Origin of the sequence: Streptomyces davaonensis JCM 4913 (assembly GCF_000349325.1) — a bacterium.
GTDB lineage: Bacteria > Actinomycetota > Actinomycetes > Streptomycetales > Streptomycetaceae > Streptomyces > Streptomyces davaonensis.
In genome coordinates this window covers 2,237,291-2,253,887 of record NC_020504.1, presented here as the reverse complement: position 1 = coordinate 2,253,887, position 16,597 = coordinate 2,237,291, and the positions used below count along the sequence as shown (strand labels likewise).

Genomic DNA, 16,597 nt, shown 5'->3' with positions numbered 1-16,597 from the left:
ATGACGCCCGATCTGCCCCGCCAGGCCGAACCCGCGGACGAGCCGTCCCGGCCCGCCGAGGACCGGCGCCACATGATCCGCCGCCGTGCCCTGACCCTGCTCATCATCGGGCTGCTCATCGGCGTCCCGGCCGGCTACCTGGTGATCTCCGCCAACCAGAGCCGGGACAGCGGCAAGGACAAGGAGGCCAAGTACTCGGCGAGGGGACTCACCGAGGGCTGGCCGTCCAAGGTCCAGCGCCGCCTCTACCAGATCCCGATACCGCATCCGGCGAACCAGGTCGCGTACTACGAGACCAACAACTGGCGCACCAGTCGTCTCTACGTCCAGTTCCAGACCACGCACGCCGGTCTCGACGCCTTCCTGGCCGAACTGGGCCTGACCCGGGACGACCTGGAGCGCGACGACATCACCATCGGCGCCCGCGACCAGAAGGTAACCGGCTGGAAGTTCGCGGGCGAGGGCTCCCGGCCCGGCGACTACTTCGGCCTGGTCCGCGAGCAGAAGAACCCCGCGCCGACGCAGGACATAGTGGTGAACACGGGCAACCCGGAGTTCCCCATGGTGTACGTCGTCTCCCGCACGGTTCCGTAACCGACCGACCGACCAGCCCGCCCGGGCCGGTCGCCGGGGCCGATTGTCAGACCCCGCCCGTAGAGTCGAAGACGTCTGATCCGACTCAGGGCAGGGAGGTGACACATGGTGGGTGAAACGGCTGCGGTCGTCGACGACCGCACAGGCGGTCCTCGTACGGCGGACTCGGTGCCGGTGCGCCTGGCCGCCGTCTTCCTGCCCGCGCCCCTCCCGCGTGAGGGCCGGATCGCCTTCTGGGACCCGGAGGACGGCCCGCTGCCCGCCGGACCGGAGCCGACCGAGCTGACCGTCGTACGGCCGCACGGATCAGGCGTCCGCCGCAGGCCCGCCCCCGCGCTGACCCTTCCGCTCGACGCCGCGCTGCCCCTGCTCGTACGGGCCCGCCGCGACCCCGCCGCCCATCCCGCCACGGCCGCCTGGGGCGCCGCCGCCCAGCACGCGCTGCGCCTCACCGCGCGCGGCCGCCTCCTGCCCGGACTGACCCCCACCGGCCACGACGCCTGGCGGGCCGGTCCGCTCGACCCGGACGACATCGCCCACCTGCGGGCCATCGCCGCCGCCCTGCCGTACGAGGGCCACGCGGTGCCGCTGCCCGGCCCCGGCCCGCTCCGGCTGCCCGAACCCGAAGCGCTGATGCGATCCTTCCTGGACGCCGTCGCGGACACCCTGCCCCGCACCCCGGCCGCCCCGTACGCCTCCGGGAAGCCCTTCGCGGACCGTCGACCGCAGCGTCTGCCCGAGGCCCATGACTGGGCCGCCGAGGTCGCCGCCGGGATGGACGCGGGCGTGCGGATCTCCCTGCGCCTCGACCTGTCGGCGCACGAACTCTTCGACGCGGAGGAGGGTGTCCGCAGCGCGGGCGCGGCGATCGTCCAGGTGCACAGCCTCGCCGACCCCACGCTGGTGGCCGACGCGGCGGCACTGTGGGCGGGGTCGGCGGACGCGGCCTTCGGCCCACGCGCGCGGGTCGACGCGGCCCTCGCGGTGCGCCGCGCGGCCCGGATCTGGCCGCCGCTCGACCGGCTCGCCGAGCAGGACGTGCCCGATGTACTGGCCCTCTCCGACGAGGAGTTGGGCGATCTGCTCGGCGTGGCGGCGACCCGGCTCGCGGCGGCGGGCGTCGGGGTGCACTGGCCCCGGGACCTCGCCCAGGACCTCACCGCCGCCGCGGTGGTACGGCCCGCCCCGGGCTCGGCGACCGACGGCACCGGGTTCTTCGAGAGCGAGGAACTGCACCAGTTCCGCTGGCAGTTGGCGCTCGGCGGGGAGCCGCTCAGCGAGGCCGAGATGGACGCGCTCGCCGAGGCGCACCGCCCGGTCGTCCGGCTCCGTGACCACTGGGTGCTGGTGGACCCGGCCTTGGTCCGCAAGGCCCGTAAGCGCGAACTGGGCCTGCTCGACCCGGTCGACGCGCTGTCCGTCGCGCTCACCGGCACCGCGGAGGTCGACGGCGACACCGTGGAGGCGGTCCCGGTCGGCGCCCTCGCTGCCCTGCGTGACCGGCTCACGGCAGGAGTGCGCCCCGCCGAGGCGCCGCCGGGGCTCAAGGCCACCCTCCGCGACTACCAACTGCGCGGGCTGGCCTGGCTGGACCTCATGACCACCCTCGGCCTCGGCGGCTGCCTCGCCGACGACATGGGGCTCGGCAAGACCATCACCGTCATCGCCCTGCACCTGAAGCGGGCCCGCACCGAACCGACCCTGGTGGTCTGCCCGGCCTCCCTCCTCGGCAACTGGCAGCGCGAGATCACCCGCTTCGCGCCCGGCGTCCCCGTCCGCCGCTTCCACGGCCCCGACCGCACCCTGGACGACCTGACCGGAGGCTTCGTCCTCACGACGTACGGCACCATGCGGTCGGCCGCGCCGGTCCTTGCCCAGCAGGCGTGGGGCATGGTCGTCGCGGACGAGGCACAGCACGTCAAGAACCCGTACTCGGCGACGGCGAAGGCGCTGCGCACGATTCCGACACCGGCGCGGGTGGCGCTGACCGGCACACCGGTGGAGAACAACCTGTCCGAGCTGTGGGCCCTGCTGGACTGGACGACGCCGGGGCTCCTCGGGCCGCTGAAGTCCTTCCGGGCCCGGCACGCGCGTGCCGTGGAGAACGGCGAGGACGAGGAGGCGGTGGAGCGGCTGGCCCGGCTGGTGCGGCCCTTCCTCCTGCGCCGCAAGAAGTCCGACCCCGGGATCGTGCCGGAACTGCCGCCCAAGACGGAGACCGACCATCCGGTGCCGCTCACCCGTGAACAGGCCGCGCTGTACGAGGCGGTGGTGCGCGAGTCGATGCTCGCCATCGAGACGGCGGAGGGCATGGCACGCCGGGGCCTGGTGCTGAAGCTGCTGTCGGCGCTGAAACAGATCTGCGACCACCCGGCGCTGTACCTCAAGGAGCCCGCGGCGGGGGACGGCCTGCTCGCCCGCTCGGGCAAGCTGGCACTGCTGGACGAACTCCTGGACACCCTCCTCTCCGAGGACGGCTCGGCCCTGGTGTTCACGCAGTACGTGGGCATGGCCCGCCTGATCACCTCCCACCTCGCCTCCCGCGCGGTCCCGGTGGACCTGCTCCACGGCGGCACACCGGTCCCGGAACGGGAACGCATGGTGGACCGCTTCCAGGCAGGCGAAACCCCGGTCCTGGTGCTGTCCCTCAAGGCGGCGGGCACCGGCCTGAACCTCACCCGCGCCGGTCATGTCATCCACTTCGACCGCTGGTGGAACCCGGCCGTGGAGGAACAGGCCACCGACCGCGCCTACCGCATCGGCCAGACCCAGCCCGTCCAGGTCCACCGCCTCATCACCGAGGGCACGATCGAGGACCGCATCGCCGACATGCTCGAATCCAAGCGAGCCCTGGCCGACGCGATCCTCGGCTCCGGCGAATCGGCCCTCACGGAGCTGACCGCCCGCGAACTGTCCGACCTGGTCTCCCTGCGGAGGACGCCATGACTTCCCGCCCTTCGGACGAGGCACGGCGCGCGTTGCGGGAGGCACGGGACCGGGAGACCGGGAAGGCCGAGGACGACGCAGCGGCTACGAGGGCGACGGTGGCGACGCCCCACACAGAGGGAGCCGCCGAGCCGGAGGGGGAGCATGCGTCCCGTCCGGGGGATGCGGCGCGCGCGGCGCTGCGGCGGGCGGTGTCGACCCATCGTGGCGCCGGGACCACGGGGGCGGACTCCGGCGCTGCCGAGGATGCGGACGGCTTCGCGGACGGCGCTGCCGACGAGCACGACGGCCACGCGAGCGGCTCTGCCCGTCAGCACCCGACCCGCCCCGCGGACGTAGCGCGCGAGGCGCTCCGCGCAGCTCGCCGCGACCGGAGTCGGGCCCCGGACCGGACGGAGCCGCCCCGCGCGGCCCGTCGCGCACCCCGGAACGACCCGGCAGCGGCTCGGGTCCGCGCCATGCGTGAACTCCTCGCCGACGCCTTCCGGTTGCCCGCGGACGTGGAGTCGCCGCAGGAGGCACCGGAGGAACGCCCGACCGAGTCCGAAGCCTCCGCGCACCCTGCCGGATCCGCGTCGGCTCGCCTGCCCCTCGACCGGCCTCCCACCCCGTCCCCGCCCGCCACCCCCCGAGCCCCCCACTCCATGGCCGCCCCCTCCCGGGACAGCGACCTGCGGCGTACCTTCCCGGCGTTTCCCGCTCGGGATGCCGGTGGCAGCGGGTTCGCGGAGACGTGGTGGGGGAATGCGTGGGTGTCGGCGTTGGAGGAGGGGGCGCTCGACCCCAAGCGGCTCGCTCGGGGGCGGGGGTATGCCGAGCAGGGGAATGTCGATGCCATCACCGTCACGCCGGGGCTGGTTCTCGCGTATGTGAAGGGCAGTCGGCCGCGGCCGTACCGGGTTCAGGTGCGGCTTAGGACGCTTGACGACGCGGACTGGGAGCGGTTTCTGGATGCCGCCGCCGAGCGGCCGGGGCATATTGCCGCGCTGCTGGACAAGGAGATGCCGCACTCTCTGGCCGAGTGCGGCGTGCCGCTGCTGCCGGGACCGCGGGACTTGGACCCCCAGTGCAGTTGCCCCGACTCCGGGCACCCCTGCAAGCACGCGGCCGCGCTCTGCTACCAGACCGCCCGTCTGCTCGACGCCGACCCCTTCGTCCTGCTCCTGCTGCGCGGCCGGGGCGAACGCGAACTGCTCGACGCCCTGTCCCGCCTCAGCGCTGCCCGAGCGGCCCGTGCGGCGCAGGACAAGGAACCGGCGCCGCTGCCGGGCGTACGCGCAAGCGAGGCCCTCGCCCGCCGTCAACTCCCGCCCCTGCCATCGCCGTTGCCGGTACCGCCGCACCCCGAGCAGCCCCCGGTCTATCCGGCGGCACCGGGTGGTCCGGACCCGTTCGCTCTCGACCAGCTGGCCACCGACGCCGCCGCCCGCGCCCACGCGCTCCTCGGCACCGGCCGCGACCCCCTCGCCGAACTGACGCTGTGGCAGGACGCCGTACGACTGGCCGCGGCGCGCCCCGGTTCCGGGCTCACCGCAGGAGGCCGCGCCCTGTACGCCTCGCTGGCCTCCGCCGCCGAGCGCACGCCCGCCGAGCTGGCGCGGGCGGTGGCCGCGTGGCGCCAGGGAGGTCCCGAAGGGCTCGCCGTACTGGAAGAGCCGTGGGACCCGCCCGCCGGTCGCTTCGACCGGGCCCGACCGCTCCTCCTCGCCGCCGACCTCCCCGCCTTCCGGCCGTGGCGCAACCGCCTCACCCACCCCCGCGGCCATGTCCAACTCCGCCTGGGACAAGACGGCTTGTGGTACGCGTACGAATCAGAACCCGGCCACGAGGACTGGTGGCCCCGAGGCACGCCCGACCTGGACCCGGTCGGCGCACTGACCGGTCTGGGCGGGCCCGCTGACCCATGAGGGCCGCGCCTGGCCCAGGCCCGGTACCCCTCCAGCGGCTCCCGCATTACCATGGTCAAGACTCGACTGGCGCACGAGTCACCGACCACCGCGCCGGCTGCCAGTCGTGTCTCGCACACACGAGGAGGGCAATGCCTGTCGTGGAATACGCGAAATCCAGGTCGTGTTCGCGAACGTCGGGCCGGCGATTATCGAGCCGTTCCTGGCTCCTCGGCCCGCCCCGCCTCTGCCGATTACCGGTCCGGTCACAGCTGCGATTACAGGTCCGATTACCGGTCCAGGCCCGCCCCCTCACCCCCCGCCGACCACCGCACCACCCTGATTCACCCCCACCCTCCCGCGCATCCGACCGACGGCCCCCGCCCCGCCGACAGGCGCCGCGATGAACGCCGTCGAAGTTCTGGGACTGCGCCGCGAGTTCCCGCCCTCCAAGGGCGGCCGCAACCCCTCCCGCACCGCCCTCGACGGGATCGACCTCACCGTCGGCGAAGGCGAAGTGCACGCGCTGCTCGGCCCCAACGGCGCGGGCAAGACCACCCTGTGCAGGATTCTCGCCACCGTCCTGGTCCCCAGCGCGGGCACGGCACGCATCCTCGGCCACGACGTCGTCACCGAACTCACCACCGTCCGCCCGCTGATCGGCTGCGTCTTCGGCGGCGACCGGGGACTCTACGGTCGGCTCTCCGCCCGCCGGAACCTCTGCTACTGGGGCGCTCTGTACGGGATACCCGGCCGGGAAATCCGGGGCCGTGCCGCCGAGTTGCTGGACCGCTTCGGACTCAGGGCTCACGCGGACGAGCGGGTGGAGACCTTCTCGCGGGGCATGAAGCAGCGTCTGCATCTCGCCCGCGGGCTGATGCACGGCCCACGGGTGCTGCTGCTCGACGAACCGACGACCGGCATGGACCCCGTCGCCGCGCGGGACTTCCGTACGCTGATCGGCGAACTGCGCGGCGAGGGCCGTTCCGTCCTGCTCACCACCCATGACATGGCGGAGGCCGAGACCGTCTGCGACCGCGCCACCCTCATCGACGGCGGCCGGATCCGGCACACCGCGACCCCGAGGGAACTGGGCGCACTGCTGTCCCGGCACGAACGCATCGAGGTCGGCGGCGTCCCCGCCCCGCTGCTCGCCCGGCTGGACAGCTGCCCCGAGGTCACCTCCGTCCGCACCGGCCCCGACGGCTCGACCGTGATCGAGGTCTCCGGACAAAGCGCGCTCGGACCGGTGCTGCGGCTCCTCGTCGACGGTGGCGTCACCGACCTGGCGACCACCCGGCCGAGCCTCGAAGAGGTCTACCTCCGGTTGATCGGCGACCGCGGCATGGAGGTCGCCTCATGAGCCGGACGATCTCGACGAGCCTCATGAGCCACTTCAGGACCTTCCGGGCCGGACTGAGCCTCCAGGCCGCCCTGTTGTGGCGCTCTCCCGGCGAACTGCACATGCTGGCCACCGTTCCGCTGTACACCCTCGTCCTGCTGGCCATGACCGACGCCCCCCACCGCGCCGGACTCGCCCCCACGGTCGTCATCGCCCCGACCTTGATGGCCCTGTGGTCGATGGCGCTGTTCACCGCCGGGGACCTGATCGACCGCGACCGTGCCGAGGGCACCCTGGAGGCCACCGTCGCCGCACCGGCAGCCCTCGCGCCGGTCATCACCGGACGCATCTGCGCGGTGACCGCGGCCGGGCTCGTTGCCTTCGCCGAGGCGTGGGCCGTCGGCCTCTGCTTCGGCGTCCGGCTGACCGTGCACCATCCGCTCGTTCTCGTCACCGGCATCCTCGCGACCGCCCTCACCACCGCCTGCACGGCCGCGGTGATCGCCTCGGTGCTGGTGCTGACCCGGGCCGGGCGGCCGTATCAGAACTCGTTGAGCTTTCCGCTCTATCTGCTGTCCGGGATCGTCGTACCGCTCGGGCTGCTGCCGGAGTGGGTGCGTCCGCTCAGCCGGGTGATCTATCTGTCGTGGTCGGCCGATCTGCTGCGGTCCGCCTTCCGTTCCGAGGAGCCCGGCCGACTGCCCGTGCAGATCCTGGCGTTGGTGCTGCTCGCCGCGGCCGCGCTCGGCTGCGCCACGCTGCTGCTGCGCCGTGTCCTCGCCCGAGTGCGGGTCCTCGGCACCCTGGGGCACGCATGACGGCAAGTACGCGCCCCAATGCAAGTACGCGCCCCAAGGCGCTCCCTCTGCTCCGGCACGGCAGTGCCATCGCCCTGGCCGACCTCGCCGTCATCTACACCTGGAAGACCTGGCTGTTCGGCTGGCTCGTCCGGATGCTCAGCCAGGTCCTGTTCTTCACCCTCGTGGCCCGCCTCACCGACGCCGGAGGCGACGAGGAGTTCCTCGTCATCGGCAACGCCCTCATGGTCTGCGCCATCGAAGCCACCATGGTCGTCGCCTCCAGCGCCTGGGAGCGGTCCCTCGGCACACTGCCCCTGCTCGTCGCCGCGCCCACCCACCTCGCCTGGACCTTCGTCGTGCGCAGCCTCCAGTGGGTGCTCACCGGCACCGCGACCTCGCTCGTCGCGCTGTTCGCCCTCGGTCCCGTCTTCGGCGTGCGGTGGACCCTGGGCAGCGCCTCGGCGGCGGTGGTCCTGGTGCTGCTCACGGCGCTCGGCACCTACTGCGTCGGCCTCGCCCTCGCCGCGCTCGTCGCCGACCGGCCCTCCCTGCGCAACCTCGTCTCCAACGTGGCCTACCTCGGCATGATGGTCGTCTGTGGAGTGCAGGTTCCCGTGGACCACTGGCCGGTGCCGGTCCAACTCCTCGCCCAGACCATTCCGTTGACCCATGAGCTCGCCGCGCTGAGAGGCGTCGTCGACGGCGATCCGGCGGCCCGGATCCTCGGCCGGGCCGTGCTCGGCGCGGTCACCGGCGCCGGCTGGCTGGCCATGGCGGTGCTGGGCTTCGGCCGGGTCGCCCGGCGGGGGCGGCGGACGGGAACGATCGAGTTCGGCACGTGACGCCACGCCCCTCAGCCCCTGAACCGCCGGTCCGCGGCCGTGCTCGCCACGGAGCGGTGCCGGTGGCCGGCCCCGGAGGCGCAAGCCCCGGGCCCGGTCGAGTTCCTCGTACCCGAGCCCGGAGAGGAGGTGCACCCATGGAGCGCAACCACGCCACCGGCCTTCGGCCGCGCCTGGACAAGGTCAAGGTGAAGCCGGGCAAGTGACGGCCGCGCTGCCGGGAAGCCATCGGCTGCTTCCCGGCAGCGTTTCACCCCCGGCCCCTCCGAAACGAACGAAACGAACGACACGAACGAAGGTGTATGGAGCGCGATGAGCGATGATCTGCCGGTTGCGGTGATCGGTGAGAGTGATGGGCGATGGCGCACCAGCACCCTGTGCCTGGCCGCCGACTTCGGGTCGCGTGACGATCCGGCCGGACAGGGCGGGGCTGCGCACATGCTGGAGCATCTGCTCATGTCGGCGCCGCTGGACGGTGGGCGCTCGCTGAGCGAGCGGATCGAGCGGCTGGGCGGACAGGCCAACGCCGTCACCGGGCTTGATCAGATGTACTTCCAGGCGCAGGTGCTCAGCGCGCACGTACCCGAGGTGGTCGGGCTGTTGACCCGGGCCGTCCTGGAACCGCGGCTCGACGAGAAGGTCCTCGACACCGAACGGCAGGCCGTCCTCCAGGAGTTGGCCGCTGCGGACGCCGATCCCAGCGACACCGTGCAGGACGCCTTCCTGGCGGCCGTCTTCCCGGAGCATCCACTCGGCCGTCCGGTCGGCGGAACCGTCGAGGACATCAACCGCCTCACCCTCCCCGATGTGCTCGCCGTCCACCACGAGGTGCTGCTGCGCCGACGCATGGCTCTGGTGTGCACAGGCGGAACCGGGCCGGCCGAAGCGGCGAAGCACGTCGCCGAGACCGCCCCCGTGCACTCGACAGCGCTGTCGGGGACCGTCCCCCTGACCGAACTCACGCCCGGACCCTGGCATCCACGAGAGGACGGCACCGGCGAGTTCTCCTGGTTCGCCACCGGCAGCCGCGCCCCCTCGATGAGCGACCCACGCCGACACGCCTACAACGTCCTCGCCCATCTCCTCGGCCCCTCCCCGTCGTCCCTGCTCTACCGGAGACTGCGCGGCCGCGAAGGGCTCGTCTACGCCTTCCTCGCCTGGTCCCGCCACTACACGGAGGCCGGGGCCTGGCGGATCATGGCCGGGGTCGAGCACCACAACCTGGGCCGCGCCCAGGAAGTCGTACGGGAGTTGCTCCTGGAGGTCGCCGGGCACGGACCGGATCCGGAGGACCTCGACGTGGCGCGGCGGCAGGCCGTCATGGAGCTGGTGACCGGTGCCGAGCGACCCTGGGACCACGCGATGACGCTGGGCCGGGAGACCGCGCTGGGCACCCGGCCCTGGAGCGTGGAGGAAGGGATCCACGCCCTGGAGGCGGTGTCCGCCGAGGAGGTCCGCAGCGCCGCCGCCGCGATCGCCGACCGCCAGATCACCGTCGTACGACCCACCCGGGAACCGGTGTGACCGCCGTGCGCGTGGACCCCGCGTACCTCGCCGCCTGCCGGGACGCCGACCTCGTGGTCCGGGTCGGCGAGGTGGAGTGCGTGCTCGGCAGGACCGACGACGCGCTCACCGGGCGGGACTTCTGTCTCATCGAGTACGCCGATCCGCCGCCCGGCTCGCAGGCCGCAGCCGAAGCGCTGCGCGCGTACGCCGTCGCCGCCCATCCCGAGGTCTCCGGCGTGCTGCTGCGCACCGGGCCCGGGGTCCGACTCGGCCCGCCCTGGACCGAGCACCTGACCTATGTGCGCCATGACATCGGGGGTACGAGCGGGCCCGGCCCGGACGACGTGACCGTGCTGCCCGCCGGGCCCGAGCACGAGGAGCGGGTCCGGGGCTGGTTCGCCGACGCCTTCCGGACCGGGGCGGCCGAGCAGGGCGTCACCGTGCCGCGGGCGGACGCCGAGGCGCAGGCCGACACGGTACTGGCCGCCCCCGAGCGGCTGACGCTGGTCGCGACCCTCGCCGGCGGCGAGCCCGCCGGGCACGCGACGCTGCTCCCCTTCACCGACGAGGTGACCGGGATCGAGTACCTCGAACTCTTCGACGTCCTGGTCCCCGTCCCCTTCGAGACCCGCCCGCTCAGCAGGCTCCTGACCGACGCCGCCCTCGCGCGGGGCACCCGGGCCGGACTTCCCCTGCTCGGCAACGTCGTGCACCGAACGGGCGCCCCGGGCCAGGAGCACAGCGCCCGGGTCGTGGCCGCGCTGCACCGGCGGGGCTGGGAGACCGATCACGTCTACTGGCACGCCCCCAACTCATGAGTCAGGAAACCGATGTGACTGCGCCCACTGTCGATCTCGCCTTCTTCCGGCGCGTGTTCGACCTGCACGAGGACGAATCGCCGCGCGCGGTGGTGGAGGCGGCCGGCCGGATCTCGCCCGCCACGCGGATGCTGGTGGTGACGGCCGCCGCCCGGGAGGGCGTGCTCGGCACGGGCTCCGCCGACGAAGTGCGCCGCCTCGCCGAGCGGACCGCGTTCTACGCCCGCCTCCGGCGCACCGCCGAACCGCTCGGCGCACGGCCGGTCAAGGGGTTCGCGCTCGCCCCGTGGTACCCGGCCGACCTGCCCCGCCCGATGAACGACATCGACCTGGTGGTCCCGGACCGGACCGCCCTGTGGCGGGTCGTCGGCGCGCTCGCCGCCGAGTACGGCCCGACCGAGATGGACCTGACGATGTTCGGCGCGGAAGGCCGTCACTTCCTGGTGACGCTGTCCTGGCCGGCCGCCGATCCGCTGCTGGACTACGACCCCCGCGTGGAGATCTTCACCTGCGCGCTCACCGGCGACGGGGGTGCGGTCCCGCTCCGTCCGCGGCTGCCGGACGACCCGGTCGCCGCCGGACTCCTCGCCGTCGCCGAGGAACGCTTCGAACGGCCCTTCAACGCCAAGGATGTTGTCGACGTGATGATGACGCTGACGCCGGAACGCGATGTCGACATCCCCCGACTCACGCGGCTCGCCGACGAGTTCAGGCTGGCACCCGAACTCCTGGAACTGCTGCGGCAGTGGGCGGACGTGGACCCCGAGGGCGCAGCTCGCCTCGACGCGCTGTTCAAGGACCTTGACCCGGCGGCGGTACGTGAGGTCCGGCGACGCGAGGAGTGGCGGAGCGAGGACACCGGGCCGAGCGGACCCGACGACCCCCGCACCCTGCACTACGGCATGCGGCTCACCCCGGTCGCCCCGGGCCCGCGTCCCGGCCGCTCCCCGGACACCGCCGAGCCGCACGCCTTCGAGTCCGGCACCCTGCTGCTCACCCCGGTCGCCGACTTCCTGCTGGTGCCCGGGGAACTGGTCGCCCCGGCCCTGTACGAAGCGGCCCTTGCCGCCCTCGCCGACCTGGGCCCGCGAGGGTAGGGACGCGGACGCAAAGGATCTTTACGGGGCCGTCACAAGGTGGGACGGCTTGCACGGGGTTGCGACCCAAGCACGTGAGAAATGGTGAGATGTGAGAGCGTGCAGGGCGTGAGTGAGAGCGTGACGAACACCTTGCAGTACCGCTTCGACGGGCCGGAGGACGCCCCCGTACTGATCCTGGGCCCCTCGCTGGGCACCACCTGGCACATGTGGGACCGTCAGATCCCGGAACTGGTCAAGCAGTGGCGGGTCTTCCGGTTCGACCTGCCGGGACACGGCGGCGCACCCGCCTACCCGACCGGCTCCGTCGGCGAACTCGCCGCACGGTTGCTCGGCACCCTGGACGGCCTCGGCGTGCAGCGCTTCGGCTACGCGGGCTGCGCGTTCGGCGGCGCCATCGGCGTGGAGCTGGCCCTGCGCCACCCCGAGCGGATCGCCTCGCTCGCCCTGATCGCCGCCTCGCCCCGTTTCGGTACGGCCGACGAGTTCCGGCAGCGCGGCGTGATAGTGCGCACCAACGGCCTCGACCCCATCGCCCGCACCTCCCCCGAGCGCTGGTTCACCCACGGCTTCGCCGCCGCCCAGCCCGCCATCACGGACTGGGCCGTACAGATGGTGCGCACCACCGACCCCGGCTGCTACATCGCCGCCTGCGAGGCGCTGGCCGCCTTCGACGTCCGGCACGAGATGGCCGGCGTCGGCGTGCCCACCCTCGTCCTGGTCGGCTCCGAGGACCAGGTCACCGGGCCCGCCGAGGCGCGCACGCTGGTCGCCGGGATCCCGGACGCACGGCTCGCCGTGGTGCCCGGCGCCTCCCACCTGGTACCGGTCGAGCAGCCCGCCGCCGTCACCGACCTGCTGGTCAGGCACTTCTCCACGGCCTGGCACCCCGCCTACGACTCCAGCACCGGCCAGGTCGCCCTCCCCGCCGCACTCGTGAAGCCGGTCCTGGCCACGGCACCGGTGGCACCGGTCGCCCAGATGGCGCCCCCACAGCCCGCGCCCATTGCCGAGATCGCCCCGGCCGTCGTGCCCGCCCCCGTGCCGGGCGGCCGCCCCGACCCCTACGACGCGGGGATCAAGGTGCGCCGCGAGGTGCTCGGCGACGCGCACGTCGACCGGGCCCTGGAGCAGGCGGACGACTTCTCCGGCGACTTCCAGGAGTTCGTCACCCGCTACGCGTGGGGCGAGATCTGGGACCGGCCCGGCCTCGACCGGCGCTCCCGCAGCTGTGTCACCCTCACCGCTCTGGTCGCCGGGGGACACCTGGACGAGCTCGCCTTCCACACCCGCGCCGCCCTGCGCAACGGCCTGACGCCCACCGAGATCAAGGAGGTGCTGCTCCAGGCCGCCGTCTACTGCGGGATTCCGGCCGCGAACAGCGCGTTCACCGTGGCGCAGCAGGTCATCCGGGAGGAGACCACGCCCACCGAGTGAGCCCGCCCGGCACCGCAGGGGCAGGATGGTGCCATGAGGTTCACGAAGAAGTCGCACGCCTGCGTCCGTCTGGAGAAGGACGGGCGCACGCTCGTCCTCGACCCCGGAGTCTTCAGCGAGGAGGACGCCGCGCTCGGCGCGGACGCGATCCTCGTCACGCACGAACACCCCGACCACTTCGACGAGCGGAAGCTGCGCGGCGCCCTGGAGGCCGACCCGGCCGTCGAGATCTGGACCCTGAAGTCGGTCGCCGACAAGATCGCGGCCGCCTTCCCCGGCCGCGTGCACACCGTCGGCCACGGCGACACCTTCACCGCCGCCGGATTCGACGTCCAGGTCCACGGCGAACTGCACGCCGTCATCCACCCCGACATCCCGCGCATCACCAACGTCGGCTACCTCGTCGACGGCGGCCGCGTCTTCCACCCCGGCGACGCCCTCACCGTCCCCGACCGCCCGGTCGAGACGCTCATGCTCCCGGTCATGGCCCCCTGGAACAAGATCTCGGAGGTCATCGACTACGTCCGTGAGGTCAAGCCGCAGCGCGCCTACGACATCCATGACGCCCTGCTCACCGACCTCGCGCGGCCCATCTACGACAACCAGATCGGCGCCCTCGGCGGGGCCGAGCACCTCAGGCTGGCGCCCGGGGAGAGCGCGGCACTCTGATTGTCAGTGGTGCCGGGTAGGTTGTGAGGCATGCGCATCGCGACCTGGAACGTGAACTCGATCACCGCCCGCCTGCCGAGGCTCCTGGCCTGGCTGGAGAGCAGCGGCACCGACGTGCTGTGCCTCCAGGAGGCCAAGGTCGCCGAGGACGCCTTCCCGGCCGAGCAGCTGCGCGAGCTGGGCTACGAGTCGGCGGTCCACGCCACCGGCCGGTGGAACGGCGTGGCGGTGCTCTCCCGCGTCGGCCTGGAGGACGTCGTCAAGGGCCTGCCCGGAGACCCCGGCTACGACGGCTCGGTGGAGCCCCGCGCCATCTCCGCGACCTGCGGCCCGGTCCGGGTCTGGTCGGTGTACGTGCCGAACGGCCGCGAGGTGGACCACCCGCACTACGCCTACAAGCTCCAGTGGTTCGAGGCGCTGAAGGCGGCGGTCGCGGGCGACGCGGCGGGCAGCCGCCCGTTCGCGGTCATGGGCGACTACAACGTGGCGCCGACGGACGACGACGTCTACGACGTCGCCGCCTTCGAGGGCCTCACCCATGTCACCCCCGCCGAGCGGGCCGCCCTCGCCTCCCTCCGCGAGTCGGGCCTGTCGGACGTGGTCCCGCGCCCCCTGAAGTACGACCACCCCTTCACCTACTGGGACTACCGCCAGCTCTGCTTCCCCAAGAACCGCGGCATGCGCATCGACCTGGTCTACGGCAACGAACCCTTCGCCAAGGCCGTCAAGGACTCCTACGTCGACCGCGAGGAGCGCAAGGGCAAGGGCGCGTCGGATCACGCGCCGGTGGTGGTCGACCTGGAGGTTTGAGCGGGCGGGTGCGGCTACGGGACCAACATCCGCAGGTCCACCGACTCCGCCAGCGCGGCCAGCCCCGCATCGCCGGGGTGCAGATGATCGCCGCTGTCGTAGACGGGCAGCATCCGTGACGGGTGCGCGGGATCCCGTACCGCCGCGTCGAAGTCCAGGACGCCGTCGAACACGCCGGCGTCCCGGATCCACGCGTTCACCTCGACCCGCTCCGCGTCCACGGCGGCCGTGCAGCGCGTCTCGCCCTCGCAGGGGACGATCGTGGCCGCGAGCATCCGCAGGCCCCGGGCGTGTCCCCGGTCGGCGAGCAGGCGCAGGCCCTCGATGACCTGTTCCGAGGTCGCGCCCCAGCGGACGTCGTTGACGCCCTCGAAGACCACCGCCGTACGCACCGACGGCTGGGCGAGGACATCGCGGTCGAAGCGGTTGAGGGCGTGCACCCCGGCCGTGTCCGTGGAGACGCCGTCGCCGGGATAGCGGTCGGCGATGATCCGGTTGCCGGAGATGCCCTGGTTGAGCACGCCGTAGCGCGGCACCTCGTCCTGGGCGAGCAGCCGGGAGGCCAGGACGTTCGGCCAGCGCCGGTTGGCGTCGACCGTGGACTTGTCCCCGTCCGTGATCGAGTCCCCGAGCAGCACCACGGACCCCGGCCCGCCGCTCACGTCCACCCCGGCGAGCAGCGGCCAGTTGGTCAGGGCCGAGGTGTAGGGCGTGGCGGAACCGTCGGCCGTATGGTCGCCCGGATCGCTGAGGTACGACCGCTGCTGGGCGAGGCGGTGGACGGGCGCCGTCGTGACCGTGCCGGGCAGATGGAAGCTGATCAGGAGGTTCGTGTCCGGGGGCACCGGGAAGCCGAGCGGATCGCTGAACATCTGCGCGCCCGCCGGGATCTCGGTGCCCGTGGCGCCGCCGAACGACAGCGGCACGGGCGCGCTCCGCGGGGTGGCGCCGGACGCCTGGACCGCCACCGTGGCGCTGCCGATCCGTACCGGCGTCGCCGCGAAGGTGTTGTCGAACCGGACCCGGACCCGCGGCCCGCCCGCCGAGGTGTGCACGACCAGCCGCAGCGTCCGGTCGGTCCACGGGCCGACGGCCGTGTAGCCGCCCGTCGCGGTGGCCCAACTGCCGGTCCAGCCCCGGCCGGTGGTGCGCACGGACATCGCGAACACATGCAGTCCGGCCGCCCGGGGCAGCCGTACCGAGGTCACCTCGCGGTCCGTCGCGAGGGGCACGGTGACGACGTACAGCCGGGGTTTCTCGGTGAGTCGGCCGTCCGGGGTGTTGATGTGCGGGAGGGCCAGGGCCTTGGTGGCGAGCGGGCCGGTGCGCCAGTCGGGGGCGGCGAGCGTGTACGGGGTGCGCGTACCGTTCGCGTACGCCACCGTGCCGGAGCCGCTCACCTCCGTGCCGGTCGTGCCGGCGACGAGGAGGGCGAGGGCGTCACCGCGGCCGTGGACCCGGACGTCCTGGCCGTCGGCCACGACGTTGTCCGGCTCGCCCGCGGCGCGGTCCGGCCAGGTCAGCCGGGCGCCCTGCACGGTGAGCGCGCCGCCGGGGCGCCAGCCGGCGGCGGCCAGGTCGGTGGCGGACAGGGAGGCGCCGTGGCCGTCGAAGTCCGCCTCGGCGGGGCGGGTGTCGGCGCTGACCGCGGTGTTGTCGAAGAGCCGCTCCAACGGGAGTGGCTCGCCCGCGGTCCTCGCGGCGGCGGTCGCCGACGACATCGGCAGCAGACCCGCGATCAGCGCGCACACGACCCCCGCGCCCCGAAGACCCATCCGCACGTCCCGCCCCTCTCCTCGGCGAACCCTTTGCTGACGTGATGTCAGGCGGGCACGAAGCTATGGACGGGG

13 protein-coding genes are annotated in these 16,597 nt (G+C 73.2%); 12 read left to right on the top strand and 1 reads right to left on the bottom strand.

The annotated features are described in order from the left end of the window. The 12 genes from BN159_RS09890 (at position 1) to BN159_RS09835 (ending at position 14,747) form a co-directional block, all read left to right on the top strand. The gene (locus BN159_RS09890; protein WP_015656812.1) at positions 1 to 594 is read left to right on the top strand and encodes a hypothetical protein; all 594 of its coding nucleotides are present in this window, start codon (positions 1 to 3) and stop codon (positions 592 to 594) included. A 105-nt stretch (positions 595 to 699) separates the two neighbouring features. Beyond that, positions 700 to 3,540: a DEAD/DEAH box helicase gene (locus tag BN159_RS09885; RefSeq protein ID WP_015656811.1), complete on the top strand. Its 2,841-nt coding sequence runs from the start codon at positions 700 to 702 to the stop codon at positions 3,538 to 3,540. Beyond that, positions 3,537 to 5,447, top strand: coding sequence for an SWIM zinc finger family protein (locus tag BN159_RS09880; RefSeq protein ID WP_015656810.1), 1,911 nt, complete (start codon positions 3,537 to 3,539; stop codon positions 5,445 to 5,447). The genes BN159_RS09885 and BN159_RS09880 overlap by 4 nt, the downstream gene beginning before the upstream one ends. Before the next feature lie 382 nt (positions 5,448 to 5,829). After that, positions 5,830 to 6,789, top strand: coding sequence for an ABC transporter ATP-binding protein (locus BN159_RS09875; RefSeq protein ID WP_015656809.1), 960 nt, complete (start codon positions 5,830 to 5,832; stop codon positions 6,787 to 6,789). Continuing rightward, the gene (locus BN159_RS09870; protein WP_015656808.1) at positions 6,786 to 7,586 is read left to right on the top strand and encodes an ABC transporter permease; all 801 of its coding nucleotides are present in this window, start codon (positions 6,786 to 6,788) and stop codon (positions 7,584 to 7,586) included. The genes BN159_RS09875 and BN159_RS09870 overlap by 4 nt, the downstream gene beginning before the upstream one ends. Continuing rightward, complete coding sequence (locus tag BN159_RS09865; RefSeq protein ID WP_015656807.1) at positions 7,583 to 8,410, top strand: ABC transporter permease; 828 nt, start codon at positions 7,583 to 7,585, stop codon at positions 8,408 to 8,410. The genes BN159_RS09870 and BN159_RS09865 overlap by 4 nt, the downstream gene beginning before the upstream one ends. Before the next feature lie 312 nt (positions 8,411 to 8,722). Then, positions 8,723 to 9,934, top strand: coding sequence for a M16 family metallopeptidase (locus tag BN159_RS09860; RefSeq protein ID WP_015656806.1), 1,212 nt, complete (start codon positions 8,723 to 8,725; stop codon positions 9,932 to 9,934). Beyond that, a complete protein-coding gene (locus tag BN159_RS09855; protein WP_015656805.1) occupies positions 9,931 to 10,734 on the top strand; it encodes a hypothetical protein in 804 nt (267 codons plus the stop codon). Before BN159_RS09860 ends, BN159_RS09855 begins: the two co-directional genes overlap by 4 nt. A gap of 14 nt (positions 10,735 to 10,748) precedes the next feature. Further along, entirely contained in the window at positions 10,749 to 11,831 is a 1,083-nt protein-coding gene (locus BN159_RS42795; RefSeq protein ID WP_051113489.1) for a hypothetical protein, read from the top strand. A 108-nt stretch (positions 11,832 to 11,939) separates the two neighbouring features. After that, the gene (gene pcaDC, locus BN159_RS09845; protein WP_041821116.1) at positions 11,940 to 13,268 is read left to right on the top strand and encodes a bifunctional 3-oxoadipate enol-lactonase/4-carboxymuconolactone decarboxylase PcaDC; all 1,329 of its coding nucleotides are present in this window, start codon (positions 11,940 to 11,942) and stop codon (positions 13,266 to 13,268) included. 33 nt (positions 13,269 to 13,301) lie between these two features. Further along, a complete protein-coding gene (locus tag BN159_RS09840) occupies positions 13,302 to 13,937 on the top strand; it encodes an MBL fold metallo-hydrolase (protein WP_015656802.1) in 636 nt (211 codons plus the stop codon). Between the two features lie 30 nt (positions 13,938 to 13,967). Continuing rightward, entirely contained in the window at positions 13,968 to 14,747 is a 780-nt protein-coding gene (locus BN159_RS09835; protein WP_015656801.1) for an exodeoxyribonuclease III, read from the top strand. A gap of 14 nt (positions 14,748 to 14,761) precedes the next feature. Here the strand turns inward: BN159_RS09835 and BN159_RS09830 are convergent, their stop codons facing one another. Beyond that, positions 14,762 to 16,522 carry an SGNH/GDSL hydrolase family protein gene (locus BN159_RS09830; protein ID WP_015656800.1) on the bottom strand — a complete coding sequence of 587 codons (1,761 nt, stop codon included), beginning with the start codon at positions 16,520 to 16,522 and terminating at the stop codon, positions 14,762 to 14,764. Positions 16,523 to 16,597 lie beyond the last annotated feature (75 nt).

Excerpts from the sequence above, each read along its gene's own strand:
- BN159_RS09890 (WP_015656812.1), top strand. The coding sequence starts at position 1 with ATGACGCCCGATCTGCCCCGCCAGGCCGAACCCGCGGACGAGCCGTCC.
- BN159_RS09885 (WP_015656811.1), top strand. The coding sequence starts at position 700 with ATGGTGGGTGAAACGGCTGCGGTCGTCGACGACCGCACAGGCGGTCCT.
- BN159_RS09880 (WP_015656810.1), top strand. The coding sequence starts at position 3,537 with ATGACTTCCCGCCCTTCGGACGAGGCACGGCGCGCGTTGCGGGAGGCA.
- BN159_RS09875 (WP_015656809.1), top strand. The coding sequence starts at position 5,830 with ATGAACGCCGTCGAAGTTCTGGGACTGCGCCGCGAGTTCCCGCCCTCC.
- BN159_RS09870 (WP_015656808.1), top strand. The coding sequence starts at position 6,786 with ATGAGCCGGACGATCTCGACGAGCCTCATGAGCCACTTCAGGACCTTC.
- BN159_RS09865 (WP_015656807.1), top strand. The coding sequence starts at position 7,583 with ATGACGGCAAGTACGCGCCCCAATGCAAGTACGCGCCCCAAGGCGCTC.
- BN159_RS09860 (WP_015656806.1), top strand. The coding sequence starts at position 8,723 with ATGAGCGATGATCTGCCGGTTGCGGTGATCGGTGAGAGTGATGGGCGA.
- BN159_RS09840 (WP_015656802.1), top strand. The coding sequence starts at position 13,302 with ATGAGGTTCACGAAGAAGTCGCACGCCTGCGTCCGTCTGGAGAAGGAC.
- BN159_RS09835 (WP_015656801.1), top strand. The coding sequence starts at position 13,968 with ATGCGCATCGCGACCTGGAACGTGAACTCGATCACCGCCCGCCTGCCG.
- BN159_RS09830 (WP_015656800.1), bottom strand. The coding sequence starts at position 16,522 with ATGGGTCTTCGGGGCGCGGGGGTCGTGTGCGCGCTGATCGCGGGTCTG.